General features: G+C 48.1%; 23 protein-coding genes, 1 tRNA gene and 1 pseudogene. 14 read left to right on the plus strand and 11 right to left on the minus strand.

Annotated elements, in window-relative coordinates; translation table 11 throughout:
* The first annotated feature begins 808 nt into the window (after positions 1-808).
* Positions 809-1,228, plus strand: a complete 420-nt coding sequence (locus BOW06_RS02095; RefSeq protein WP_143556143.1) for a hypothetical protein — start codon at positions 809-811, stop codon at positions 1,226-1,228.
* A gap of 222 nt (positions 1,229-1,450) precedes the next feature.
* Here BOW06_RS02095 and BOW06_RS02100 read toward each other — a convergent pair.
* The 5 genes from BOW06_RS02100 to BOW06_RS02120 all read right to left on the minus strand — a co-directional run bounded on the left by BOW06_RS02100 (position 1,451) and on the right by BOW06_RS02120 (position 6,278).
* Positions 1,451-1,526, minus strand: a tRNA-Gly gene (locus BOW06_RS02100).
* 69 nt (positions 1,527-1,595) lie between these two features.
* Positions 1,596-2,480 (minus strand): AEC family transporter, encoded by an 885-nt coding sequence (locus BOW06_RS02105; protein ID WP_043116911.1) that lies wholly within the window; start codon positions 2,478-2,480, stop codon positions 1,596-1,598.
* Between the two features lie 9 nt (positions 2,481-2,489).
* The gene (gene tgt / locus BOW06_RS02110; RefSeq protein ID WP_078454319.1) at positions 2,490-3,590 is read right to left on the minus strand and encodes a tRNA guanosine(34) transglycosylase Tgt; all 1,101 of its coding nucleotides are present in this window, start codon (positions 3,588-3,590) and stop codon (positions 2,490-2,492) included.
* Positions 3,591-3,787: 197 nt separating this feature from the next.
* Positions 3,788-5,374 carry a peptide chain release factor 3 gene (locus tag BOW06_RS02115; RefSeq protein WP_078454318.1) on the minus strand — a complete coding sequence of 529 codons (1,587 nt, stop codon included), beginning with the start codon at positions 5,372-5,374 and terminating at the stop codon, positions 3,788-3,790.
* Positions 5,375-5,630: 256 nt separating this feature from the next.
* Positions 5,631-6,278 (minus strand): LexA family protein, encoded by a 648-nt coding sequence (locus tag BOW06_RS02120; RefSeq protein WP_025673255.1) that lies wholly within the window; start codon positions 6,276-6,278, stop codon positions 5,631-5,633.
* A gap of 117 nt (positions 6,279-6,395) precedes the next feature.
* On the opposite strand from BOW06_RS02120, the gene BOW06_RS02125 reads away from it, so the two are divergent.
* The 7 genes from BOW06_RS02125 to eexS are packed head-to-tail and all read left to right on the plus strand — an operon-like array spanning position 6,396 to position 10,071.
* On the plus strand, positions 6,396-6,647 hold the full coding sequence (locus BOW06_RS02125) for a transcriptional regulator (protein WP_011788534.1): 252 nt from the start codon (positions 6,396-6,398) through the stop codon (positions 6,645-6,647).
* A 55-nt stretch (positions 6,648-6,702) separates the two neighbouring features.
* On the plus strand, positions 6,703-7,572 hold the full coding sequence (locus BOW06_RS02130; protein WP_078454317.1) for a hypothetical protein: 870 nt from the start codon (positions 6,703-6,705) through the stop codon (positions 7,570-7,572).
* Positions 7,559-8,221: a DUF6475 domain-containing protein gene (locus BOW06_RS02135; RefSeq protein WP_043116918.1), complete on the plus strand. Its 663-nt coding sequence runs from the start codon at positions 7,559-7,561 to the stop codon at positions 8,219-8,221. The genes BOW06_RS02130 and BOW06_RS02135 overlap by 14 nt, the downstream gene beginning before the upstream one ends.
* Positions 8,208-8,756: a lytic transglycosylase domain-containing protein gene (locus tag BOW06_RS02140; protein ID WP_043116919.1), complete on the plus strand. Its 549-nt coding sequence runs from the start codon at positions 8,208-8,210 to the stop codon at positions 8,754-8,756. Before BOW06_RS02135 ends, BOW06_RS02140 begins: the two co-directional genes overlap by 14 nt.
* Positions 8,753-9,052, plus strand: a complete 300-nt coding sequence (locus BOW06_RS02145) for a flagellar transcriptional regulator FlhD (protein WP_000210563.1) — start codon at positions 8,753-8,755, stop codon at positions 9,050-9,052. Before BOW06_RS02140 ends, BOW06_RS02145 begins: the two co-directional genes overlap by 4 nt.
* Positions 9,049-9,582, plus strand: coding sequence for a FlhC family transcriptional regulator (locus BOW06_RS02150; protein WP_043116920.1), 534 nt, complete (start codon positions 9,049-9,051; stop codon positions 9,580-9,582). Before BOW06_RS02145 ends, BOW06_RS02150 begins: the two co-directional genes overlap by 4 nt.
* Before the next feature lie 57 nt (positions 9,583-9,639).
* The gene (gene eexS / locus BOW06_RS02155; RefSeq protein WP_078454315.1) at positions 9,640-10,071 is read left to right on the plus strand and encodes an entry exclusion protein EexS; all 432 of its coding nucleotides are present in this window, start codon (positions 9,640-9,642) and stop codon (positions 10,069-10,071) included.
* Positions 10,072-10,103: 32 nt separating this feature from the next.
* Here the strand turns inward: eexS and BOW06_RS02160 are convergent, their stop codons facing one another.
* From BOW06_RS02160 to BOW06_RS02185, 6 genes and pseudogenes are all read right to left on the minus strand, one after another.
* Positions 10,104-13,673, minus strand: coding sequence for a conjugal transfer protein TraG N-terminal domain-containing protein (locus BOW06_RS02160; RefSeq protein WP_078454314.1), 3,570 nt, complete (start codon positions 13,671-13,673; stop codon positions 10,104-10,106).
* Between the two features lie 3 nt (positions 13,674-13,676).
* Positions 13,677-15,065, minus strand: a complete 1,389-nt coding sequence (locus BOW06_RS02165; RefSeq protein WP_043116926.1) for a conjugal transfer protein TraH — start codon at positions 15,063-15,065, stop codon at positions 13,677-13,679.
* Between the two features lie 2 nt (positions 15,066-15,067).
* A complete protein-coding gene (locus BOW06_RS02170; protein ID WP_043116927.1) occupies positions 15,068-16,012 on the minus strand; it encodes a thioredoxin family protein in 945 nt (314 codons plus the stop codon).
* A gap of 193 nt (positions 16,013-16,205) precedes the next feature.
* A complete protein-coding gene (locus BOW06_RS02175; RefSeq protein WP_078454956.1) occupies positions 16,206-17,801 on the minus strand; it encodes a hypothetical protein in 1,596 nt (531 codons plus the stop codon).
* A 290-nt stretch (positions 17,802-18,091) separates the two neighbouring features.
* On the minus strand, positions 18,092-18,799 hold the full coding sequence (locus BOW06_RS02180) for a hypothetical protein (RefSeq protein ID WP_078453872.1): 708 nt from the start codon (positions 18,797-18,799) through the stop codon (positions 18,092-18,094).
* Positions 18,800-18,887: 88 nt separating this feature from the next.
* A pseudogene (locus BOW06_RS02185) lies at positions 18,888-19,718 on the minus strand (DUF7146 domain-containing protein); the annotation flags it as partial.
* 55 nt (positions 19,719-19,773) lie between these two features.
* Here BOW06_RS02185 and BOW06_RS02190 point away from each other — a divergent pair.
* The 6 genes from BOW06_RS02190 to trpA all read left to right on the plus strand — a co-directional run bounded on the left by BOW06_RS02190 (position 19,774) and on the right by trpA (position 25,515).
* Positions 19,774-20,052 (plus strand): hypothetical protein, encoded by a 279-nt coding sequence (locus BOW06_RS02190; RefSeq protein WP_078459440.1) that lies wholly within the window; start codon positions 19,774-19,776, stop codon positions 20,050-20,052.
* Between the two features lie 92 nt (positions 20,053-20,144).
* On the plus strand, positions 20,145-21,593 hold the full coding sequence (locus BOW06_RS02195) for a thermostable hemolysin (protein WP_179115096.1): 1,449 nt from the start codon (positions 20,145-20,147) through the stop codon (positions 21,591-21,593).
* Entirely contained in the window at positions 21,508-22,296 is a 789-nt protein-coding gene (locus tag BOW06_RS02200) for an AMP-binding protein (protein ID WP_078464371.1), read from the plus strand. Before BOW06_RS02195 ends, BOW06_RS02200 begins: the two co-directional genes overlap by 86 nt.
* A 43-nt stretch (positions 22,297-22,339) precedes the next feature.
* On the plus strand, positions 22,340-23,227 hold the full coding sequence (locus BOW06_RS02205; RefSeq protein ID WP_078454308.1) for a TauD/TfdA family dioxygenase: 888 nt from the start codon (positions 22,340-22,342) through the stop codon (positions 23,225-23,227).
* Positions 23,228-23,516: 289 nt separating this feature from the next.
* A complete protein-coding gene (gene trpB, locus BOW06_RS02210; RefSeq protein ID WP_078454325.1) occupies positions 23,517-24,746 on the plus strand; it encodes a tryptophan synthase subunit beta in 1,230 nt (409 codons plus the stop codon).
* Positions 24,736-25,515 carry a tryptophan synthase subunit alpha gene (gene trpA / locus BOW06_RS02215; protein ID WP_078454221.1) on the plus strand — a complete coding sequence of 260 codons (780 nt, stop codon included), beginning with the start codon at positions 24,736-24,738 and terminating at the stop codon, positions 25,513-25,515. The genes trpB and trpA overlap by 11 nt, the downstream gene beginning before the upstream one ends.
* Positions 25,516-25,517 lie beyond the last annotated feature (2 nt).

A 25,517-nucleotide genomic window follows, 5' to 3' on the forward strand; every position in this document is an offset into this window, starting at 1 on the left:
TGAACAATCGTCCCCGAAAATGTCTTGGCATTAAAACGCCCAATCAAGTATTTTTCGGGATTAACCCATCCGTTGCACTAGTGAGTTGAATCCGCGCTTTGTTATAGGGGGCACCTGTGTATTTATTGCAAACCTAGCTTGGCTATCAGAAGCTAATGCGAAGCCACGTGAAGGTGTTTTGAGTCAAATTAACTGCGAGTGCAAGTGTGCAGTTCGGCGCGAGGGACGTCCGCCGATGATTAGAGATAAGACGTTTGCTGCTCCTAGTGGCGATCCGGAACGATGTGGCGGGATGAACGGTACGAGCTGCCGCAATACACGACCGGATGGGACAACTGCCCTCGGCAAGCTTGAAGATTGTACGGCGGTGGTAACAATGACCGGTGGATCTAGGCCTACATTACCTGACGAGCCGATGAAGATAGCACCAACGCCAAGTGACTCGACACCTGCCTCGCCAGCACCACTAAAAGCGCACCCTATGCCTGAACCTCCGTCGAAAGAAATTAATCGATAATCACTTACGAGATACAGGTTTCTGAGTATTACGGTTTTAAACACGAATGTCCGCTTTTGGCCGAAAGAGGACATTTACGACGCTACCCACACTCACAAAACGTACTATAATTGTTCTACAATTATGGACGGCATTAAACTACTCGCATGATGCCTCATGATCTACCTAGCATGACTGGCAGCCCTTCAGGGCAAAAGGTACTGGCTAGGCCATTAGTTTACGGGTAATTCGCAGCACCGTGACTATCCAGTTTCTAAGCCCTATAGGGGGCTTACAACGACAAGGTGGTATATGGCTAGTACGATGTTTCAAGGGCGTGAGGACACAGCCCTGGCGATTCTGGACAATGATAACTGGGCAACCCAGCGGCAGATTGCCGATCTGCTCGATGTGTCCCGCGTCACAATCAACGAATGGCATTCCAAGGGACTACCCTTCAAATTAGGCGACAGGAAAACGAATCTATACCTGGCGCCACTAGTGATTAACTTCCAGGTCGGCTATGACATGTTCAAGCAAGGGATTTTGAAGCAGAACAACGCTGCGCTCTGGGTGGCTTTTGTTAATGCATCGATGAATGACTCAGTCGAGAAACCAATCAAACTGCTGAAAAAAGGCTTTAACCTCAGTGAACGTCAGGCATCGCTGATTGTGGGTGAAGCAATTGGAATGATAAAGGAGCGGTATGGTCAGCGGCCTGTTCCGATATGAAAAAGGCGCGCCGAAGTGCCCCTTGATTGAATGAGCTCTTCCGACTGCCACCTCAACCGATCGGTGCATTCAAGGTACTGGGTAAGACGCTGTATTGCGGGTATTGCGCACCCCGAACTCCTAAGTCTGGGTGGACTTGTGAAATCGTGTTTTCATCATCACCCCTTTTTCACATATGCAATAAAAAAGCACCTACGATTTCTCATAAGTGCTTGATTTGTTTGGAGCGGGAAACGAGATTCGAACTCGCGACCCCAACCTTGGCAAGGTTGTGCTCTACCAGCTGAGCTATTCCCGCGTTGAGGCCGCAAATTGTACGGTTTCCGGCCTCCATGTCAAGCCTGTTTTTTCAAATTTGTAACAATTCCTACAGAATAAAATAGAGCACCACGGGTATCACGAGAATACTGGAGACATTTCCCAGTAACACGATCGATGCAACCTTATCCGGTTCCTGCCCATATTGCTCTGCAAGCATGAAATTGAGAACCGCCGGCGGCAAGGCACAAAAGAGGATGAATTGCGCTGCCTGCATTCCCTCGAGTGAAAACAGTGAAATTAACAAAAGACCGACAAGCAGGGTGGCACTGACATTAAGCACATTTGCCGCTATTGCGAGACGAAAGTGGGTAACGTGCGTCTGTGCCACGCGTGCACCGAGTGAGAACAGCAGCAGCGGTATCGAGATCTGTCCAAGCATACTGATTGCATCCCCAAGTGGCTCAACCAGCTTGATACCTGCAAGATTGACGACGATGCCGAGAAAAGCGCCCCAGAACATCGGCAGGCGAATCAGCGGTTTGATATGAAAATGCGCCGCCAGTATCCAGCTGCCGAAAGTAAAATGCATGAAGTTTTCGACAATAAAGAGTACGGTCGCAGCGGCCAGCCCCTCCTCTCCAAATGCAAACACTGCCAGTGGCAATCCCATGTTGCCAGAGTTGTTGAACATCAGCGGCGGTACGAGTGTTTTGACGTCTGTCTTCATCACTTTTGCTGCCGCTACAGCGATCACGCCCGTGATAAGAATCACTACAACTCCGGCTGCCGTCAGGCTGGTGTAGCTGAGCAGATCAAATTCGGCATCGGACATCACCGAGAAAATCAGTGCCGGGGTGAATATCTCCAGGTTAACCCTGTTGGTGACTGAAAGATCAGTGCCGCCGCGTCGGAAACGTGCATACAGATAGCCGCTGACAGCAACCGCGAAGACCGGAAAGATGATGCCAAGAACGACAAGGATACTTTCCATTGGCTTGCGTTACCCGGTTCTCTTCATTGCATAAAAGTCATCCACGAAACTGGCGAGACGCTGCTCTTCAATTGCGCTTCTGATACCATGCATGAGTGACTGGTAGTAAGCCAGGTTGTGAATTGTATTCAGCCTCGCACCGAGTATTTCATTGCAACGATGCAAGTGACGCAAATAGGCGCGGCTGTAGTTCTGGCAGGTATAGCAATCGCAATCAGAATCAAGTGGCCCGGTATCCTTTGCATATTTTGCATTCTTGATGCGTACCTTGCCTGTGTGGGTAAAGAGGTCGCCATTGCGCGCATTGCGGGTCGGCATGACACAGTCAAACATGTCGATACCACGCTGTACCGCCTCGACCAGGTCTTCAGGCGTACCGACACCCATCAGGTAGCGTGGCTTGTCAGTTGGCAGCTTGTCAGAGAGAAAATCGAGTATGCGCCAGCGATCCTCAGGCGGTTCGCCAACCGAGAGCCCACCTACTGCATAGCCGTCGAAACCGATCTCCATCAGGCCTTCAAGCGAACGCTGTCGCAAATCCTCGTAGATTCCACCCTGAACAATTCCAAACAGTGCAGAGGGGTTGTCACCATGCGCCTCTTTACTGCGTTTAGCCCATCGCAACGATAACTCCATCGACTCTTCTGCCACCTTGTGGGTTGCCGGATATGGCGTACATTCATCGAATATCATGACCACATCTGAGCCCAGTTCACGCTGGATTTGCATCGACTCTTCCGGACCCATGAAGACCTTGTCTCCATCAATCGGAGAACGAAAATGGACACCCTCTTCGGTAATCTTGCGCATGGCACCGAGTGAGTAGACCTGGAATCCACCTGAATCCGTCAATATCGGTCCATCCCAATGCATAAAATCGTGCAGATCCCCATGTAAACGGACTATTTCTGTACCTGGGCGAAGCCAGAGGTGAAAGGTATTGCCAAGAATCATTTCGGCACCGACTGAACGCAACTCTTCCGGTGTCATCGCCTTGACTGTGCCATAGGTACCAACCGGCATAAACGCGGGAGTTTCTACCGAACCACGCTCAAATACCAACTGCCCGCGACGAGAACCGGCATCTCTGGCATGTATGTTTTGTTGCATCGCAATATTCACTTGACTTTTCGAAAGCACCTATATTAGTATATCTGCATACGCTAATCCCCCTCCTTTAAATTAGCGTATATTCCTCCATCCTTCTTATGGTGGTTTTTGGCGCGGTATCTTACCGCGCCTTTTTTTATGTGCTGAATTTAAAGAATAATATGAATTAACTGTTTTCTTTATCTATTTGTTTTTTATTATAATTCTCTTGATGTTGAGAAGGTCACCTCAGGCCAGCGCTCTTGTGCAAGCGTGAGATTCACACGTGTTGGAGCCAGGTAGACCAGCTGCCCGTCACCATCCTCGGCCAGGTTGTCATGGTTCTTGATTTTGAACTGTTCGAGCATCTTTTCATCGTCACAGCTGACCCAGCGCGTCGTCTGAACGCCAATTGCCTCTACTATTGCCTCAACTCCATATTCACCCTTGAGACGGTGTACGGCGACATCAAACTGCAGCACTCCAACTGCGCCCAGGATAAGGTCATTATTCTTCAGTGGACGGAAAACCTGGGTCGCACCCTCCTCGCACAGCTGCAGAACGCCCTTGTGGAGCTGCTTCATCTTGAGCGGATCCTTGAGGACGACACGACGGAAGAGTTCCGGTGCAAAATAGGGAATGCCCTCGTACTTGAGCTCCTCACCCGATGTAAATGTATCGCCAATCTGGATGGTGCCATGATTATGCAAACCAATGATATCGCCTGGCCAGGCCTCTTCAACCTGCTTGCGGCTATCGGCCTGGAAGGTGATCGCGTTGCTGATCTGCACTGTTTTGCCAATGCGCACCTGCTTCATCTTCATGCCTTTGCTGTAATTGCCAGAGCAGACGCGCATAAAGGCAATACGGTCACGGTGTGAAGGATCCATGTTCGCCTGTATCTTGAAGACAAAGCCACTGAAACCCTCCTCTTCCGGTTTGACGTCTCTCTGGCCTGCGTGGCGAGCAAGCGGTGCAGGTGCATATTCAACGAACGCATCGAGTAGCTCCTGTACACCGAAGTTATTGATTGCAGAGCCGAAAAAGACAGGTGTCAGCTCACCCTGGAGGTAGCTTTCAATATCAAACTCGCGGGTTGCACCACGTACAAGCTCAACCTCCTCGCGGAGCTCGTCAGCCATATCTCCGATGACTTCATCGAGGCGTGGATTGTCCAGCCCCCCGATCATTTCACCGGTCGCAATCTTGCCACCGTGATTCGGATTATAAAGATGCGTGGTATCACTACGGAGATCAAACACCCCTTTAAATCGCTTGCCCATGCCAATCGGCCATGTCAACGGCGAACAAGGCATTTTCAATACATCCTCGATTTCGTCCATGATATCGATCGCATCGCGTCCCTCACGGTCGAGCTTGTTGACGAATGTGAGTATCGGCGTATCGCGCATGCGACACACCTCCATCAATTTAATCGTACGTTCCTCGACACCCTTGGCAACGTCAATCACCATCAGCGCCGAGTCAACTGCTGTCAGGGTACGGTATGTATCCTCGGAGAAGTCAGCGTGTCCTGGGGTATCGAGCAGGTTCACGACCCGATCGTTATAGTCGAACTGCATCACCGACGAGGTCACCGAGATACCACGCTGTTTCTCGAGCTCCATCCAGTCTGATGTCGCGTGGCGCGCGGCTTTGCGCCCCTTGACGGTTCCGGCAAGCTGGATCGCACCCCCGAACAGCAACAGCTTTTCGGTCAGTGTGGTTTTACCGGCATCAGGGTGGGAGATGATAGCAAAGGTCCTTCGCTTATTGATTTCATTAAGAAAATCTTGGTTTGCCATGTATAAATTCTTTTAGTTTGTACACGGATTTGTACACACTTTTGGAAGTACTCTCTTTTCAGTTCTTCGCTTGTCAAATCCGTCGTGTTAATCGTAATTGGCCGCTATTTTCGCTGATCTTGACTTTATAAACAATCAATGGTTATCTAATCGGTTACCATTTACTCTCAGCGTGCGCCAATGCTCAGTTGTAGCTGTTTGCAATCGTTGCTTCTTCAGCTCATGAACAACTGTGGCTAAACCACAAATTCCTTCGCTACCAAAAATCGATGATAGCTTGTCGTACTACACCAATGATGGTGCAGTTGCCGTTGATCGGTATTGCAGGGTATTGCGGGTTCAAAGGTTTTAGGTACTTCTGTTCACCATCAATAACCAACTGCTTAAAGGTTGCTTCTTTCGAATCATCCAAACGCGCAACAACCAATGAACCTGATGAGTAAGGTAACTCAGGATCAACAACGATCACTGCTCCCTCAGGTATGGATTTTTTTCCGCTTGGATTTTCCATACTGTCGCCTTTTACGCGAAGCGCGAAACAACCTTCATGTGCTTTCCCAGTGACTTCACGCCACTCCTCTGCATCTTCAAAGGCAAATCCCTCCGCTATTTCAGTCCAATCCCCAGCCTGAACCCAATTAATAAGAGGAATACTCCCTTTAATGTCAGGCCCTACTTCTACATTACCGACCCCCAAGCCAATCTCGCCATCACCTGTGGCGAGCCAATGAGCATTCACGCGAAGCGCCTCCGCGATCTGCATGGTGTAACGAGACCTAGCCGATTTACCAGAGCAAATCTGGCTGATCGACTGCTGTTTGATACCAATGCGACGAGCCAACTCAGACTGAGTCACCCCAGTAAGCTGCAAGGCATGGTTTAGTCGTTCGGATAAAGTTTTCATAAGCCCGTATTCTACAAATAAAACTGTAGCCTTTCAACAATTTTAACTGTTGACTTATCTACAGTTTATACTGTTACATTCAATCTTGTAACAGTTATTATTGTAACAGGAGACGGTATGGAAGTGTTCAACACGACACAAAAACATCTCCGCCGTGCCATTGACTTGGTCGGCGGGCAATCAGCATTAGCACGAGCCATCAACTCAAAACAGCAAAACGTCTGGTTTTGGTTGAATAAATCAGGGCGTGTTCCCGCTGAATTCGTTTTACCCATCGAACAAGCTACGCAAGGACAGGTAACCCGATCTCAGTTAAGACCGGACATCTATCCCGAAGGCCAAAGCGAGCTGAAAGCCAGTAACCAGTAGGATTAAGGGCAAGTAATGGTCAGCATTTTACGTAAACACAAAAGCGAGTACTTCCATGCGTGATTATGGCAAGGTCTATACCCGCTTTTGGCTAAAGCAAAATGTTTTGTCCTGGAGTGATTCAGCGAAGTTGCTAGGACTGTATTTGCTTACATGCCCGCATTGTAATTTGCTTGGCTGCTTTCGACTGCCGATTGGTTACGTTGCTTCTGACTTGAACTGGGATGAGCAACAGGTTGCCAAGGCGTTAAGTGAGTTAGAACAAGATCAGTTCCTGATTCGTTGCGAGGAATCTGGTTGGACTTTGATTCGAAGCTTTCTGAAGCACAACCCAATCGAAAACCCAAACCAAGGTAAGGCAGCCTTTCGGTTGCTTAAAGATGTACCTGCCGACTTCGTTGGTATTGCATCGCTTTTGAAATCTCTTGCCGCTTTTCAAGCTCGGCTTCCAGAAGAATTTTCATCATTGTTTATGCCTGATGGCAACCCGGTAAGGGACTCTCAACGGTCGGATGACTCTGAGAGAAGCAATAAACCAACAGTTAAAACTGTTGACCACATACAGTTTGAAGACTTCTGGGATGTACAAATACGCAAAGAAAAAAAAGCAAAAGCCAAAGAAGAATGGCTGCGCATGGGCCTCAATGAAGATCATGAACTCGCCTTGGAAGTCCTAACACGCTGGAAAGAGCAACGAGACAACCGATTGCAGTATCAAGATCGGACTAAGACCCCTATGCCACATAACTGGCTTTTAAACCGGCAATGGGAAGACGAGTACGTTCGCATTGATGAAGTACAGCAATCATCGACGAGCCTAAAGGTCAGCAATCACCAATTGAATATTGAAGAAAGCAATCGCCGCATTGCTGAAAGCTGGGCCGGACCAGGTATTCGGGAGGTTCGTTCAAGTGCAGGAGGTTGATAAACGCGAGTTTGCTGATGTTTGGGGAGCAGCTTGGGCCATGTATGGCAAAAGCGTATCACCGCAATTGCTATCCATCGCATTTGAAGCCCTTCGTGCTTATAGCATTGAAGAAGTGCGAATCGGTCTGACTCGGCATATTCAATCACCGGATACTGGGCAATTTTTTCCAAAGCCCGCTGACGTCATCAAGCATATCGATGGCAACTCGGGTTCAAGAGCCATGGTTGCTTGGAACAAAGTTGACAAGGCTGTTCGTCAGGTTGGCGCTTGGACATCCGTGATGTTTGACGATGCACTTATACACCGCGTGATTTCAGACATGGGGGGATGGGTTGAACTCTGCAAGGTAGATGACAGGGAATACCCCTTTAAGCAAAAAGAGTTTTTAACACGCTACCAGGCTTACTTGTTACTGGACGAAGTGGGTGAATACCCAAGGCTATTACAGGGTATTGCAGACCATCAGAACCAGCAAAAAGGATTTGATATGCAAGCGCCTGTTGCCGTGGGCGACTGGTCAAAAGCGGCACAAGTTTATACGAGAGGCATCGCTGACTTTAGCGCAGTGCCTTTGAAAAGAATAAGCCCGAAAGCCATTCAGGTGCTTCGCGGAAATGAATTAGAGGACAAAAATGAAAACGATTAAAGCAAAAACCATTGCCCTAGTGATAGCCATGTCCGCAAGCACTTCAGTCTATGCGTTTCCGGGCTATCAGTGGGAAAAAGCAGCACAAAGCGTTGGTATTGATCCAGTCATGCTCTACGCCGTTGCCTTGGCTGAGTCGGCCTCACATCGTGGTCTTAACATGACCAGTCCATGGCCATACGCAATTCGCAATGGTTCAAATGCAACCTACGCCAAATCTAAGACAGAAGCTGAGCAACTGTTAAACCAGGCACTTCAAGAGAGTGAAAAATACCAGCTCGATATTGGCCTAATGCAAATCAATCTGCATTGGCATGGGCATCGGGTGAGCACAGCGACGGAACTGCTAGACCCCATCACCAACCTTGCCGTCGGCTCCAGTATTTTGGCCGAAGCAATCAAGTCTTCACCAAACGATTTAGAGCTTGGCATAGGCCGCTATCACAGTTGGAACGAAGAGCGTGCACGCTGGTATGGGCAAAGAGTACTTTCTATCTATCGCAATCTTTTACATGAACTGGAGGTCCGTCAATGACAACCAATCAACAAGACTTCTATCAATTAAATTTGGCGTACCTACACGCAGCACGAGAATTAGCGCGAATTGATCCGCAAGAGGCGGTCTTGCGCTTTGGTCTTACACGCGACGTGGTGGATGCACTGATTAATGCCGGTGTTGATGACCTGCAACGAGTGGCGACCTCATCATTCATGCTGTTTCAACCACGGGGTAACCAAAGCCAACTGATTGAGATGGTGAAGAGCAAAGGCACAGGTATCCCAAGAATCGCTTATTTATTATCAACCCTAAACAACAAGGGGGATGCATGATTGATAACCTGTCCAAAAGTGAGCTGTTTACCCGAGCCTCGCTGCTTATTAAGTACGGATTTCGAACAACCATTATCGCGCTCGATACTGGTTTGCCAATCCACATTATCAGAAGGCTGCACAAAGAAGTGACTGGAAAGTCACCTTGTCCTGGTCAATTGCCAGAATCTGATGCCATTGTTAAAAGCAGAAGAGCCTTAGTTGAAGGCTCCCTGCTGATGGCGCTTTATGTCAATATTGGTGGTGATAATGTCTACAAACAATTAAATATTGATGCTTTGATGAAGGCTTACGATGCGTACTTGGTTGCAAGAGAAGAAGCAGAGCTTCCAGCTGAGATCCCCTGGAAAAAACTAACCATTAATGAAGGTTGGGTTCTAGCTCGTGATTTAAGATCACAGCTGGCATCCTTACACCGGTGTCGATGCGGCAGTCTGTATTTGACGGTATCTCAACAGCGCATTCAGCTTAAATGTCCTGTGTGCGAGATTATGGCCGAGCAAACCACTAGAGCACTTTTTGAGAACTAACATGCTGATGCATGATTTGATTGTGCACCGCCCGTGCACTTTGAGAGTACAACTAAGATGACAAACTTACTTAAATCTTTACCAGCACGCTGCTGGGTTATATCACTGGGGCTTTTTCTGGCGACTTTGGCTGCGGCTCATTTTTTTCCCTCAGAAATATTAACAGCATCTGCCAAGTTAGCGGCTTTGCCATTTCTGATTTGCACCATCGTTTTTTTCAGCTACTTGGGGTTCAAAGCGACCTGTAACCCCATCGGCCTTATAGCCATCACCACTATGTTTTTAGTAATCGCATATTGGCAAGCGAGTTGGACAATTGTTGGTTTGGGACTCTTTTTCTTAGCTATTTGTACTGGAATTAGATTCTTGAGCAGCCAAGTTAAAGATTCGGGTAGAACTTTGAGCATTGAAAAAAAATGGTATTGGTATAAGCTCCATTCGTTTTTTGATGGCTTTTATCCTAGGTATCCCAAAAAGCCAAAAAAATAGCCAGCCCACCACAAGCTGGCTACCTTCTGTTTTTAGTTCCTTCCTGATGCCTGGTTATAGGCCCTAATATCGATCAAGTTGTTCTGAGCATAATCTCCCGCAAGGGATGCATTTGAGATCACCGCTATCTGCTTATCCACAAATTCTTTATCTTCTTCGGACACAGTGTCGGGGATGTAAGCGCCACTCTCATCCTTTTGACGATACTCATTTAGCATTTGTTCCCTTAGGCCAAGCATTTCAGGCGACCAACTCGATGAGTCTTCAGAGTTGAAAACGCGCCCCGCCAAACCTTCATTGAAAGCTTGAGCGAACACTTGACTTTGAATCGGGGTCAATCCCATTCTCTGCCCTTCGCTGTATGCTTCCTGTTTAAAATCATCGGCATACTGTTCTAAGAACTCACCATATCGATTGTTAACTGCCGCACCGAATGCCCCAGCCAACATGGCTTCAGACTTAGTGCCCCAGTTTACTTCGGAGGCATACTGCGAACTCGATCCACTGTATGCATCATTAAACGCCGTCAATGGATTTTCCAAAGAGGTTCCGGCATCAACGGCGGCTTTTAAGCCATCCCAGGTTGATTTGCTGGCCACCGTTGCATTGTGCAAGAAACCTCGTGAGCCAGGATCTTCAAGCGCTTGTTCTTTGTAACTCTCATAGTCTTCGCCAAAGTGATTCAAGGTATGCAGTGCTGCATCAGTATGCTTGCCACTGAAATCACCAATAGCACTGGCGCTGTTGAAGAACATTTCAGCACCCGAGACTCCGCTATCATCAGCCATAATGCGAGATCGCCACTGAGATCCAGCTTCACTGTTTAGTCCAGATTGATAGGTACTTGTGTCAGAAGCTACGGCCTGCTGGGCTTGCTGCTGATGCGCATTCAACTGTCCATCTATACCAGACAGATTGGTTTGGTAAGCCGATTGAGCTGCGTTGAACTGAGTTTGAACTGTTGCTGCATCCTCGTAGCCGCCCAATACACCCGATTCAACTTGGCTTTGAGTACCACCAAAAGTAGGTGCAGTTGATGACAAGCCTTCATTTGAGCGCGGCTGAATTGATCGTAAATCGGCTCCGGTAGCCATGGCCATAACCGTCATTGCAGCTTGATAATCATTGTCGCGTTCAGCGGGCGTTGAAGAGTTGCTATAGGTTAAAGACTCCATAGCTGCCGCTACATACGCCTGATTATCATCAGGTAGCAAGCGCTGATACATTGGAAGGTTTTCACGTAAACGGTTACCTGCTTCAACATGCTGGTTTATATAGCGACCTAAATAATCCATGACTTCAGGATTGTCCGCCGCTAATCGGGTTAACGTCGCACCATCAGTATTTCTTTGTCCTGATAGACTGTAGCTGGCCTGATCAAGCTCACTAAAGCGATTTGATGCCGTGACAACGTCTTGTGCTGAACTCTGAAGTGACTGATAGTCTTGGTTAGACAAGGACATCTCAACACCAGAACGTCTTGAATCTGAAAGGTCCTTAACCATCGCATCGCGATACTCAGCGCGTCGTGAATCACTCGATGCCAAGCTTTGCATCTCCCCTGTGAGCGTATTTGCGGTCGTAGATCGAGAACTGCCTTCTGACGACTCAACTTGGCCACTAAAGTTACCACCTAAATCCAGCCCTGCTCGTACCCTTGATAGTTTTGGTACACGAGATGAGTCTGGCTTATCGACTCCTGGCAAGTTGCCCTGTGGAGAATCATTGCCGCCAGTACCAAGAAGCCTTCCAAGAAAACCCTTATCAGCAACTTCTTTCTCACCGGGATTAGTAATAGTTCCATCGCCACCGACCCTTAGGCCTCCCGATAGCACGCCCGATACCAAGCCACGTACAGCATCTTTTTTATCGTCTCCAAAACCATACCGAGTTTGCAGGTCATCAGTAACCTGATTAACAACGGCGCTAGATGCGGAGTTAGATGAGCCGATCTGACGTCCAACCGATGACAGGTTGTCGTAACTTAGCTTTTCACCAAAAGTTCGACTCATGGTATTCCCAACCTGACGACTAAAGGCTTGGGTTGCCTGAGTCATGGATTCTTTTGCAGAGCCGACCATTGAACCCACTGCGTTTCCGACAGAGAAACTACTTAGTAGGTTTGACGCGCCGGTCATAGCAGAACCCGTAAGGGCTGAATTTTGGAACATTGACTGTGATTGCATTACCGGGGCATTTTTCGCGACATCTGGACTTGCCAGTTTTTCATCAATGGCATCACCGTTTTGAAGACGCCCAGCCAAGTGGGTAGCGGTTATTGCTGAGCCATACACGAGCATGAGCGAAATCGCTGGAACACTCGACGCCAACATTCCGCCAGTAGCTATCCAAGTTTGCAGCACTGAATCCATCTGCATCATCCCGGCAAAAGATGGCACTTCCGTACCTGCAAAAGCATCAAGTGCCGACATTTTCCCTGCAACGGTTAAATGAATATACAGGTTAATGATGGCCATGACAGGCATCCAAAGTTGAATCCAAAGCAGGATTAACAAGTACTTCCCGGCCATTCGCATCCCGATTTGGCCAAGGGCTATCACAAAGGCCATCAATGGGGTGATGGCGTAAATGAAGCCCTCAAAAAACGTCATCATCGGACGAACAATACTTTGGAACAGCGTCTGCTCCGCCGCCCATTGTGTATTGCGCTGCTCAATCGCTTGGTTAACCATAACGGCTGCGGTGAAAGCTTGATCATCCATATACTTGCCCGTCACGCTTTGCTCATAAATAGGCAAAAGCACCGACGCGGTCATGTACTCTTGGGTGTTAACCGAAGCCAAACCAAGGTTATTCAGTGCATTTCGGATTACGTCATCAGTGTCCGTTGCTGACGAAGTTCCCAATGAGGCTGACAGAACCTGTTTAAGCCTCGGAATGAAGGTTGATTCTGTCATGAGTTTCAGTTGGCTATAGGCATCGGTGCAGTCCAGATCGCTACTGCTACCACTGAGCATGATTCGCGTGCCATAAATGCGCGAATCAAACCTAATCGCAGTCATCGGGTTAGGATCACTCAGCACCTGATCGAGGTTCTTTTGGCCGATGTCGATACCAATCAAGGTGCACTCTTTGATGTAGTTAAACCACGATTGCTCTATGTCCGAACCGCCGACACGATTTGCATCACCCAACCCAGAGCGATCCATCACCTGTTTTCTCACTTTAATCAGTGACTGTAAACTGGATGCAAAGCCGTATTCCGTCATGGCGGGAGTTGAGAACGCCGTTTCAAACAATCGCGTGATTTGAAAGCCAACAGTCGAAATCGTACTACCTGCGGCAGCAACACCGATGGGCACATTATCAACCACTCGAACTTGTCCCGTGTACGCATCCTCAATGCTCACTCGGGTACTGGGTCCAAACATGGTTGCAAAGACTAGCCATGAGACTAAAACGTGTTGAAAGTTAATCCCACGACCGCCTTGCATTAAGGCCTGGACAGAGACCATCAATACCCCAATGAGCAAGCCAATCCGAACCATTGAAGTAAAATCGCCTGTACCAGTGATCATCGAGACAGCGTTCAAGACCTGCTCTAAAAATGCCGAATCCCCGATGGAATAGATCTCCCACATGACCTATTCCCCCAGTGCCGTAGATTTAACTGTGTAATAACGCTGCTTGCGAATGGTCTGAATCACCTGATTAAAATGCGCCAGCAATTCTTGCTCTGAACCGTATCTTCGCTGTAACGCGGCGTATTCCTCATTGATTTGGCGACGTGCACGTTCAAGGTCTTCAGTTAACAACTTCGCATAGGCATGATCTTCCACACCAGAGGTGCTTCTAGCAGCATTGAGCATGTCTTCAACCAATGCTCGGGCCATCTCAACAGCAATAAATGGCGCAGCTCTTGAAGCAAACGACCTAGCAGCTCCTTCATTTAATGCAGAAAGTGTTCGAATCATGCCGCCAATGCTCGCAGGAGCCGAGGTCATAAAAGCCTTTTCGGTGGTGCTAGCAGCCCCTGTATTTCGAGCAAACTTAAAAATAATGCCGTTACTAGAACCTGTACCAAGAAGTAAATTTTCGACCTGAGTTGATAACCCGGTTAGGGTCACGTTAGTGATTGTCGGATTTAGACAGCCGTCTTGTGTCACTGTGTCACATCGGTACATAGCGACGTTACCGCCATGAATTAGATGCTCAATAGTCACTTTATTGCCATTCAGTCTGGTCAGTTTTGGGGCTTTACCTTGGCCATCAGCGGCATTCGCTAAATCACCAACGATGATCGAGCCCGTCACGGACATAACCGCTTCAAGAAAACGGTCATCCCCCGATGCAAACCAGCTTGATGCCGAGTGACGTTTCAGTGCTCGCCAAACCAAGTTACCTTTAATCGTTTTGTTCACATCCGATGCCGCGACACTCGAAGCGTTCTCATATGGGTTCTTACCATTGGACTCACTCCAACTGGTAAAAACGTCTCCAGCCCCTTTAAGTGAGCTCAACATGCTGGCTTCTGTTTGCCCCTTTTTACCAAAAGCAGCCAGGGTATCGTTCACGACTCCCTGAGCCATTTGACAGGAATTGCCAAAATACTCGTTCAACTGCTGGATTTTCTTTTGCAGTGTCTCCATGTGCTGGGAGCATTTCTCACACATAGCACTGAGCGCCAATTGGAATGCGTACCCCTTGGCATTTGCCGCTACAGAGCGAAGTAATTGAACAAACTGATCTGCATTAACAAATGACAAACTTCCAGCGAACATATCAATGCCGCCACAACCGGCTTGGAATGACGGTGGCACCATAGAAACGAGGTTCTCGTTCATGATCCTGTTACGGACAACAACGCTTCCTCCAGATATAACGCCACGTCGTTGACTCTCGAATACACCAGGCGCAGTGCTGTTGGTCATTGAACCAAACAACTGGTTCATCTCCTGTTGCAAACTTGCTTGGCTCATAGACGAAAAACCAATCGCACAGGCGATTAGAGATACTTGAAATACTTTTTTCATCGTTATAACCCTCCTTGTGCACGCAGATAGCGAACAAGGAACTCAGGGTCCTGCAATATCTTCTCGTTAAGCTCTTGGGCTGACATCGCGAGTGACACGCCGGGTTGAACAGGTCTGGTGGCATAGTAAGTTTGATCGTCAATCCAACCGGCTTGATGGGCTGCAAGAATGATTCGATTATTGAGCTCATCAAGGCTCATTGCGCCTTGGCCAATCGGAGTGATGACATTAGGCGGATCAACTAAGAACACGGCAGGGACAGTCGTAACGGACAAGGATTGGGCTTGTCCTGAATCGACTTTGTAATGAGGAAACTCTCCACCAGGTAAAGGCAAGCCATCGACTGCAATAGCAAAAACCTCGAAACCATAGTTCAAAGCCAAAGATTCGATGATAGGCGCTTGAGCATGGCAGTAAGGGCAATCAGAACGATAGAAGAAGAATAAGCCAGCCCGTTTTGCTACTTCACTTAAAGCAATATCTCGTTGAGCGCCTGCTTCTCGATCCATCCGATTGGCAGCATAGGTAGCCAATGGTCTGCGACTGATTTCATCCAAAACTGGATCGCCCATGACCACTTGCTGACTAACATCAGCAAATAGTGAGCCCTTATCCATCATGACGCGCTGTAGATAAAGATAGGCTCTGACATTCTCATTCGTTGGCTCATCAATTGCCTTGTCCATGAACGACTGCATATGCTCTCGGAACCATGCGGCACTGAAGGGCTTTAGCTCGTCCTGACTGGACTCAACGGAACCAAATTCCTGATTTAAAAGCTCTTTAGGCTCCGCTGGCTCAGGAATGACCTGATACCAAAACCAGCCTTCCTGACCACGCTGATAGAATGGCCCATCACTGGCATGGGCGGGCAAGATGAATAGAAAGAAAATAATGATTGGGATGGTCAACCATAGGATGAACCAAGGTAACAAAGGCGTTCTCATTGTCAGCTCCAGAAGATTTCATAGAGCTAACATGCTAAAGATCCCCGTCAGGGCGATTAGCCAGATAGATGAATGAATCGTGTGTGTTTCTGACTAGCTGGGTGAAGCGTAAAGAAAGCTGACTCGGGACGTAAATGCCACTCTGCGGCAAATTTGGAACGCAGCAGAAAATTTGAACGTCAGCAGAGCCTTATTATGTGAGTTTTTCACCATCCCCCCCCTGTGCTAGAAAGGCTTTCTCAACATCAATTAACAAGTCTGTCATTTGTTCAAGAATGCTATCGAACGCTTTAATCAGCTCGTCGTCTTTTATACCAAGACGTGCAATCGTTTTCTCATACTTTGAACCACGTCTATGTGCTACACCTGTCGATCGAACGCCCTGTAACCCTCCTAAGAAGGTTGCGACGTCAAATTTCACACCACCACCATTTAGAAACTCTGCAAGTAACTTAATAGAACCATTTTCTTCAATGGAAACATGCTTTTTAAGATCTTTAACATTAATAGAATCAATTGTAACTTTTACCAATGATAGTATCTGTGCATCAAATTCTGACTGTTCATTTTTGGTTAGGGAATGTAGCGTTTTTAAGCAGTGTGCATCAGCTTCGGCGAGCGGCAAAAAAAGTGGCCAGCCTTTATCCTTTAACCAATACTTCTGAAACCTTTCAAAATATGACTTGAAAACCAAATCTGGGCTTTCCGCATCAGCAAAGGCTCCGAGCATACTTCTTTTAAAATATGTATTACTCATAGCTCGTCCCTCTGGAGCAAGATTAAAGCTTTTCCAGTAAATCTGCTCGGAATGAGGTATATCTCGGCCAAGATCACCTAAAAAAACACAAACATGTCCTGACGAATTATTGTCAAAGCGCAACCTCCAATATCCATGCTTATGGATTACGCTATCTTGTACTTCATACTCTGATGAAGACCCAAAATACTTTTGAAGAACCGCTTTATCGAAGTAAACCGGAGTTAAGTAATGAGGCGCACCTCTATTTTTCCCGAAATAGTCGGCTAGCAAAGACGGATCACATGAATGGAGATGATGATCATGAGCATCACCTTCGATAATGAAGGATTCATAGCTCTTCTCTACTTTAAATGGGCTGTAGTACTCTTCTTTTCTTGGTGAGCAATTGAAAAGCTTTTTTCCTAGCACTCTAGTGAAAGTGCTATAGCCCTCTACGTACGAACTATCCCAAAACCGAGTGTAAGAAACGAAAGGATCATTCACATACTCATCCGGCAACCGAGTACTTGTAGCTTTGTGGCGCGAATTTTCAAAAAACAAAAGCAGGTTCATTTGTCTAGCAGACATAAATGCTTTCAAAAATGATTTTCTTATAAGGATTTCATCATCTGTATACCTAACAACCTGAATTTCAGTTCCATTGGCATCATCAACAACATATTTATGATTATCCCTGTCATGGTAGAGCTCGAGGTATAATACTAATTCTTGTAATATTTCTCTGTAAGGCTTTCTTGTGCCATGAAAATCTCTATAGATAACAAGCGGTAGATATTCGGAGCCATTTGGAGCATAACTGATATTATCCTCCCCACTCCATACTATTGACGGGCCTCCACTGCCAGGGAGTAAATCCCACCCATAGCCTTCCATTGCTTTTTGGGTATTTTCTGGTGAAACTAAGCAAGAGTATAGCGAACCATCCTCAGATTTATCGTCTTTATTTAGGTTTTTGTAAAGCGGAACCCAGGTTCCCTCACCCAACTCATTACGTATGAAATCTAAGAAGTCGTCCATATCTTTAGTCATTTTTAATATTTTCCATTATTAATAGGTGCTTTTCACATAAAACAAAAGTTGTATATTGCGCCAGCATAGTATTGATTATTGTTAGCCTGTTAATTCTTAATCGGTCCATTTTAATTCACTAAATTTGATGATTTCCCTTCCTCAGCAATAAATTCTTGAGCCTGTTGACTTACCCAAAGCGTCATGTTTTTTGATATAAAAAATAACAAGATATATTCAACCAGGTTTACAACAAGCTTCCACTTCTGAGACAGAATAAATATTGAGGATTGGCTAATACCACATTATTTTCACTTAACTTTGAAAACCGTCACCAACGTTTTAATTGAGCCACCAGGAATCATAACAAAGTATATCTTGCTCCCCACATGCTGCCAGAACTCAGCCTCTTGTGCATATTTTTTTGATTTTTGGATGGCGACGCTTTCTGGTAACTGGGCTTTAGTTAGCCCCGAACATAGCAGCTTTGAGCACAAAGCCTTCCAAGGATGCTTAGGTACGCCGTCTGAAAGCCGTTCCATGAATCTTTCAAGCGCGTGACGAGTCACCACGACGGGTCCAATGTTCGGAACGTTGATGACCTCATCGATTTCTCTCACTGTAGCATTATCGACGCTGTATTCTTCGAAGGAATGTGAGAGCCAATCGTCCCGCTTCTCTACCGAGAACTGTGCTTCTTGGTATCGAGTGAGCAAAAACCTAGTCAGGCTGTAAAGTGAATGCTGAGTTGAGCGTTGTTTCTGTAACTTTTTGATAGCTCCTTTACTGACCCGGATTTGAAGCCCATTACCGCTTCGGTTACTCCCCATCACCTCTTTCACTGACAGTAGGTGATGAATAGCATAAAGCTCAGCTGCAATTGGCTTTTGCTGCTCAGTTAGCTTGTCGTATTGCTCACCTAAATCGACCTTTAGCTCACCACCTCTTCGAAGGCCGGTCTTCCAGTAAACCGTAAACTCACCATCAATCTGCTTTGTTAACAGGGTTAATACCATCATGTTTGTTCTCCTATTGGTTATCTATTTTTCATTCTCCATGTTTTTTCAAATATGCAAGGCGCAAAAAAAGGGGCCGAAGCCCCTTGGATCAGATATGAACTTTCGGAAAGCCTATGGCACCGTAAACATTCAGCACATCATTCCAATCCCAACTTTTCACGCCAAGTGACGTTGGTATCGGGGGGATCAACACTTGCGTCAGAATGCCTTTCTGCCAGGCTTTTTTCTTGAGTTCATTCGCTGCATTCAGGCCGCTCTCAGAGAGATCGTGGTCTGCCCAGATGTACAGCATTTTCACATTACTTGGTGGTTCAAACCTAGCCAGTAGGGTTGCATTCACAACCGACCAACATGTTTGCCCCGTAGCTCTGGTAACCGCTAAAGCTGTTTCGATGCCTTCAGACACACCTAGTACCTCACCAGGCTCACCTATAGGAATGGCACCACCTGTGATTGTTCTGTCACTTGGTATCGGCATCATCTTTTTAGGCTTTTCAACCGGCGCTTTGAATCCATCTTCACTTAGGTAGATCCGATGAAACGTGGCCGAACGCCCTTGCTGCGTAACGATTTTACCTAGCAGCGCTGGGTAGCTATCGATAAACAGACCATCTTCATCATGGTAAGGCAAGTTTGGATGAAACCTCAGCACCGAATCCCATTCAGGACGAAGCCGCGTAACAATGCCACGACGATGCAAGTAGTTCCAAACAGGTTGCGCACGAGTATCTGTAAGGGATAACGTTTCTCCCCAGGTTTGATTCAAGCGATGGATAATTGCTTTGTCCTCTTCCTGCTTTTTAGTCTTCCAGTCAACAGCGTTACTCGGTATTACCCGAGTTGGTACTTGTCCGGGTTGAATACCCAGAACTTGGCCGATTGCTTCAATAGACTGAGCAAAGTTCCATCCATTAATCCAAATTACTTCGATGGCGCATTCTTTTGGCGGCGGCGAGTCGCGCGGCACCGTTGAAATGATTCGCGAGTCAGGCATGGACCCTGCCGAGTCTGGCCTCATGGGTATTGGTTCCACCTGGCATTGCATCAGCAAACATGTTGGCCCAACCACTGGCCTGAACCCATGGACACTTGCAGGCATACCGGAACCCGAAAAGCCGCTGCAACTGATCAGCAACTCCATTGCTGAAATGTCTAGGGTTATTACTTTCAAGACTAATGTATTAATGGAACCCCGACATACTGCAATGCTTGTTGAAGCAGCCAGAAAAGTGTTTGCCGGTCTCGAGTTGTGAGATCGTCAAACACCACTACGGGCGCTGGTACCACTGCCGTGTTGAATTCTAAACTCGCAACACAACACGGTAACAACAGGCACATACTGGTATTGAATGGTATCGGCTACCACTGGGCAGGAACGCGCTTACCGCAAACCATTTCCGGCGAATATTTTCGCCGGGAATGGAGCGCACTTGCCCAGCTGTTTGCCAGCATTGCACCCGAACTGAACATCGACATCACTGATCGCAGCGATGCAATCGCACACAGCGTTCTCGTATCGACACGGCCGGAACAGATTCCAGCCATCAATCTGATGGTACATGCCGGCCTTGCAGCCGAACTGCAGGAACGTGGCTTTTCGATTAACTATTGCATCGGTCGCGATATTGGCGAAGTCGCCGCTGCTTATATTGCGGGCGCCATCGATGCCCGCCAGGCTGTACTCCTTGCCCAGTATCACGGACGCCTGCTTGCCGCCGCAACGCGGCTGAATGTAAACCGCATGGTAATCCATGCATCGCATAATATTGTGCAATCATTAATCGATGCGCATCACATGGATGTGATGATCTCCGCTCAGGAACATCCCGAACGGCTTGTTGTGCAGGGTAGCAGTCGTGAACTTTCACAGCTCGAGTTGCTATTAAACGAACGCCGGATTTTTCATCGGTATCTGCGCTCAAGCCTCGCCATCAACAGCCCGTTGTTGCGAAATCCGGGCATCAGTTTTCCGGCATTAGGAACCCTGCCCAAAAATCAGCACTGCGGTTTTATACCATCAGCAGAGACGCAACCGTCTTTTGAACAGGATGCTCTTCAGTACTGGGAACAGAGCCTGTTCCATCCCACTAATTTCTGGAGCGCATTCGATCATGCCGCTCTGTCCGGAGACCTGTTGTCAGTTATCGACAGTTCACCGAAGAAGTCACTGAGCCACCTGTCCGGCAAACTTTCCAGTATCAACACCGCTGTGACCGGAGTGCGGGAAATATTTGAACCTCACCCGGATCAGTCCCATACGGCAAGCGGTGCAGGATACAGACTCATTGAACTGGACCGGGATGATCATCGGTTCCAGCAGGCGATCGACCTGGTTAAAAACAGCTATCGGGAAAAATACGGCGCGGAGCTGAGCGTTAAAGCAAACAGTTTCATCGCCGTGGAAAAAAACGATCGCTTGCTGGCCTGCTTCAGTTTAACCGGTGGCGAGTCCGCTGCATTATTTTCAGAACGCTATCTGGATGCACCTTGTGAAGCCCTCATTGGCGAAGCGCAAAATGAAGTCGTCGATCGAAAGCTGATTGCTGAAGTCGGTTCGTTTTCTGCAATCGATACCAACGCTTCGGTTTTGCTGTTCAACGACATTCCTGAAATTGCCTACCAGAACGGTTACCGCTACGTACTGATCACCATAGGCAGCTATGTCCAGGAACTGTTCAAGCAGAAAGGCATCAGCCTGGTCAAACTCGGTGCCGCCAGCGATCGTCGAATCGATAAACAACCGCGCGGATACACTGCTTGCCAGCGGTATCGCTCGCGACGCATTAAGCAATGAGATATTCGGCGGTCCCAGTCTGCCGTTCCTGACCTGCGGTGGCGCACCGATCTCAAAATCGACATTAGATGCCCTGGCAGAGAAAGGCATTAACGCTTATGAAGGCTACGGCCTTAGCGAAGCGACCGCTGTGGTGTCATGGAACAAACCGGATCGTTTTAGATTTGGCAGTGCGGGCATGCCGGCTCCACAGGTTGAAATGAAAATTGCTGATGACGGTGAGCTACTGGTAAAAACGCCAACCCTGTTCGATGGCTACGAAGGCAGCGATTCATCGGCTCTTTCTCTCACTGACGATGGCTGGTTGAAAACAGGCGATATCGCTGAATTTGACGCCGATGGTTTTCTATATATACGCGGTCGAAAACGAAATTTAATTATCAGCTCGGCAGGCAGGAATGTTGCGCCGGAGTGGGTTGAGGCGACATACAGACAAAACGCGGGGGTTCACAATATCGCCGTATTCGGTGACTCACTTGAACACCTGGTGGCTTTTATTATTCCTTCCGCCGATGTAGTTGACGACAGTCAACTGATCTCCGATCTCACTGAACTCGCTGAAGATCAATTACCGGAATACGCTCGCGTTTTCGAATTTCATCTTCTCGATGCACAGCAGGGCAGCGAATATTTCACCATCACGGGTAGACCGCAGAGGCAACAGCTTTGGCAGTCTCTGGGACATGTTTTCACCGGAAACTAAACCATCTACATGACTCAAATCTAACCCTTAACAGGACATTATCATGGGAATCCAGATTAAAGACATTGAAACAGGAAATGCAACCATCATGATCGGTGAGCAGGGACAGCCGATTACAGACGTGCAAAAAGATCAGGCTTTCAATAGCCTGGAAAAATCCGGCGCACTACTACTTCGCGGCTTTGATGTCGACCTTGGCAGTTTCTCGGAATTTGTAGGAAAAATGTGCAGCAAGGTGACACTGGACCCGGCCCGAACTTTCTTTGAAAGCAATGTGCAGAAAGTCGATGCCGGCACCGCCCCGGTTGGTTTGCACACCGAAAACTCCAACACACCTTTCCCGCCGGACCTGGTGTTTTTCTACTGCCGAAAAGCGGCATCCAACGGATCACAAACCACACTGTGCGATGGCCAGGTGGTATGGCGTTTTCTTTCAGATGATACGCGCAGCCTGTTCCGTGACCACCAGTTGCGAATTTCGCGAAACATTTCCGAGCCGCACTGGAAAGAATACGTCGCTTTTGAAACCGAGGGACTCAATAGCGCCGACGAAGTCACCATGGAACATTTCGAGGCATTCAGGCATCGTGTACCCAACCAGAAAATCGAACTGCAGGATGATATGAGTATCTTCTACAGCCTGGATGCGCCCGGCGCCCGCAAGTCACTGGTCAGCAAACAATGGGCGTTTGCCAATAGCATCATGGGCCCGTCTTACAACTATGAAAAGCCCCTGATCACTTTTGACAACGACCAGGCGATCAGCGATGAGATACTGGAAGAAATTCGGGTGGTGACTGAAGCGGTCACCAAGGAAGTCCAGTGGCAGGACGGTGATGTGGTCATGATCGACAATACGCGCGTCATGCACGGTCGACGTGAAATCACCGATACCAACCGGGAACTCTTCATCGGCCTGGGCTACCTGTAAACCGAAGGCAATGGCATTTATCCCCGGCTGGACAGGCTGCCCCCCACCCTGTCCGGCAGCCGGGGGTATACTGTCCGGTTTTGACAGCGGACAGCATCGACGCAGGGACTTTTGAGAAAGAATACAAAGCGCTGTCAGTATGTCCTTTCTGCTGTTTAAGCGATGAACTTATGAGCCTTGCAGTTCGCGATAATGCGCCGTAGTATGTAAAATAGCAGCGCTACGCATTGGAATGCGAACACGCAAGCAATGCTTTTCTTAAACAGCATATTTTGGAACGATGATCAAAATGAAAAACGACGGTAAAGGCTACTTTGGGAAATTCGGTGGTTCGTATACACCGGAAGTTTTGCGCGTATGCCTGAAAGGTTTGCGCAACAGCTATCGGGACATTTCTCAGGATGCAACATTCTGGCAGGAGTTCGAAACGCTTCTGACCAATTATTCTTCTCGCCCCACTCCGCTGACATTTGCAGACAACCTCACACGCCATCTTGGTGGCGCCCAGGTTTATATCAAACGGGAAGACCTCAACCACACCGGTTCCCATAAAGTGAACAACGTGCTGGGACAGGGACTTCTGTGCAAACGAATGGGCAAGAAACGGGTGATCGCCGAAACCGGTGCGGGGCAGCACGGCCTGGCCACTGCCACCATGGCAGCCAAATTCGGTTTTGAGTGCACTATATATATGGGTGCAAAAGACGTTCGCCGACAACGACCCAATGTGTTCTGGATGGAAAAACTGGGCGCTGAAGTCATTGCTGTAGAAGAAGGCAGCAGAACGCTCAAAGATGCGGTAAACGATGCATTCAGGGACTGGGTAAACAGTTTCGACGATACTCACTATGTATTCGGTACAGCCTGCGGTCCATCACCGTTCCCGGAAATGGTGGCCGAGTTCCAGTCGGTCATCGGTAAGGAAGCGCGCCAGCAGATCATGACAGCAACCGGACAATTACCGGACAAAGTGTATGCATGCGTCGGCGGCGGATCGAACGCACTCGGAATTTTCTCCGCTTTCATGGATGACCAGGAGGTTGAACTGGTCGGCGTTGAAGCGGGGGGCAAAGGACTGGATAGCGACCTGCATGCTGCGCGACTCAGTTCCGTGCAGGGCAAACCCGGCGTGGTACAGGGTTATAAAAGCTGTTTCCTGCAGAATGATGACGGCCAGATGCTGGACACCCATTCGATTGCAGCCGGTCTCGACTATGTCGGTGTATCACCGATTCTCGCACATTTATCCGAAACCAGACGCGTGCGCTTTACCGCCGCAACCGACGAGCAAGTGCTTGCCGCGATGGAAACCGTGATACGCCATGAAGGCATCGTGCCGGCACTGGAATCGGCGCACGCGTTTGCCGCAGCCCTTGCGGAAATTCCTGATATGTCACCACAGCAGAGCGTGATCATTAATCAGTCTGGCCGTGGCGACAAGGATATCTTTACCATCGCCGAAGCATTTGGCGACAGCAAATGGCAACAATTTATAAAGGAACGCGCCGATGAGTACTAATCTGCAACAAATGATCGACCGCGCCGTTGACGAGCGAGGCATTGCACTGATGACTCACTGGGTCATTGGTTACCCCTCGCTTGAAGAAACATACAAAGTGGTGGAAAAGATGATTGCTGGCGGAGCCGAAATTATCGAACTGCAACTGCCGTTCAGCGAACCCATGGCGGATGGTCATACCATTTCAAGAGCCAGCCATATCGCACTACAAAACGGCACCACCATCAATGACTGTTTCGGGTTCATTACTGATGTCAAGCGCAGGCATCCCGACACCTGCATTATTGCGATGACTTATTTCAATATCGTATTCATGCGGGGAATCAACAACTTTGTTCGCTCGCTCAAGGAAGCCGGTGCAGATGGCCTGATCGTTCCCGATCTGCCGCCTGAAGAAATCGAAGCAGAGGAATATTTTTCTAGCTGCGAACAGCATAAGCTGCACCCCATTCTAATTTTTGCACCCAGCTGCGACAATGAGCGACTGAAGTTCCTGGGCAAGGTTTCATCAGGACTGGTGTATTGCGTAGGCCGAAAAGGTGTAACCGGACAGGCCACTCATTTTAATGAGGAGCTGGCTGCACTGCTGCAACGCTATCGCAATGCAACGCATCTGCCCATCGCACTTGGCTTTGGCGTACAACAGCCCGAACACATCAATTTCCTTAAAGGCAAGACAGACATCGCGGTCATCGGGTCGAGGTTTATTTCCCTGTACAACGAATCCGGTGCAGACAACATCGAAACCGTCATCAAATCACTGAGATAACA

Source organism: Solemya velum gill symbiont (assembly GCF_002020255.1).
Taxonomy (GTDB): Bacteria; Pseudomonadota; Gammaproteobacteria; order Chromatiales; family Chromatiaceae.

Coding starts and splice junctions, on each gene's coding strand:
- trpB (WP_078454325.1), top strand. CDS start 23,517: ATGAAAAACGACGGTAAAGGCTACTTTGGGAAATTCGGTGGTTCGTAT.
- BOW06_RS02140 (WP_043116919.1), top strand. CDS start 8,208: ATGAAAACGATTAAAGCAAAAACCATTGCCCTAGTGATAGCCATGTCC.
- BOW06_RS02105 (WP_043116911.1), bottom strand. CDS start 2,480: ATGGAAAGTATCCTTGTCGTTCTTGGCATCATCTTTCCGGTCTTCGCG.
- BOW06_RS02175 (WP_078454956.1), bottom strand. CDS start 17,801: ATGACTAAAGATATGGACGACTTCTTAGATTTCATACGTAATGAGTTG.
- BOW06_RS02160 (WP_078454314.1), bottom strand. CDS start 13,673: ATGTGGGAGATCTATTCCATCGGGGATTCGGCATTTTTAGAGCAGGTC.
- BOW06_RS02130 (WP_078454317.1), top strand. CDS start 6,703: ATGCGTGATTATGGCAAGGTCTATACCCGCTTTTGGCTAAAGCAAAAT.
- BOW06_RS02145 (WP_000210563.1), top strand. CDS start 8,753: ATGACAACCAATCAACAAGACTTCTATCAATTAAATTTGGCGTACCTA.
- BOW06_RS02095 (WP_143556143.1), top strand. CDS start 809: ATGGCTAGTACGATGTTTCAAGGGCGTGAGGACACAGCCCTGGCGATT.
- BOW06_RS02180 (WP_078453872.1), bottom strand. CDS start 18,799: ATGATGGTATTAACCCTGTTAACAAAGCAGATTGATGGTGAGTTTACG.
- trpA (WP_078454221.1), top strand. CDS start 24,736: ATGAGTACTAATCTGCAACAAATGATCGACCGCGCCGTTGACGAGCGA.
- BOW06_RS02205 (WP_078454308.1), top strand. CDS start 22,340: ATGGGAATCCAGATTAAAGACATTGAAACAGGAAATGCAACCATCATG.
- BOW06_RS02170 (WP_043116927.1), bottom strand. CDS start 16,012: ATGAGAACGCCTTTGTTACCTTGGTTCATCCTATGGTTGACCATCCCA.
- BOW06_RS02120 (WP_025673255.1), bottom strand. CDS start 6,278: ATGAAAACTTTATCCGAACGACTAAACCATGCCTTGCAGCTTACTGGG.
- BOW06_RS02125 (WP_011788534.1), top strand. CDS start 6,396: ATGGAAGTGTTCAACACGACACAAAAACATCTCCGCCGTGCCATTGAC.
- tgt (WP_078454319.1), bottom strand. CDS start 3,590: ATGCAACAAAACATACATGCCAGAGATGCCGGTTCTCGTCGCGGGCAG.
- BOW06_RS02115 (WP_078454318.1), bottom strand. CDS start 5,374: ATGGCAAACCAAGATTTTCTTAATGAAATCAATAAGCGAAGGACCTTT.
- BOW06_RS02165 (WP_043116926.1), bottom strand. CDS start 15,065: ATGAAAAAAGTATTTCAAGTATCTCTAATCGCCTGTGCGATTGGTTTT.
- BOW06_RS02190 (WP_078459440.1), top strand. CDS start 19,774: ATGATTCGCGAGTCAGGCATGGACCCTGCCGAGTCTGGCCTCATGGGT.
- BOW06_RS02150 (WP_043116920.1), top strand. CDS start 9,049: ATGATTGATAACCTGTCCAAAAGTGAGCTGTTTACCCGAGCCTCGCTG.
- eexS (WP_078454315.1), top strand. CDS start 9,640: ATGACAAACTTACTTAAATCTTTACCAGCACGCTGCTGGGTTATATCA.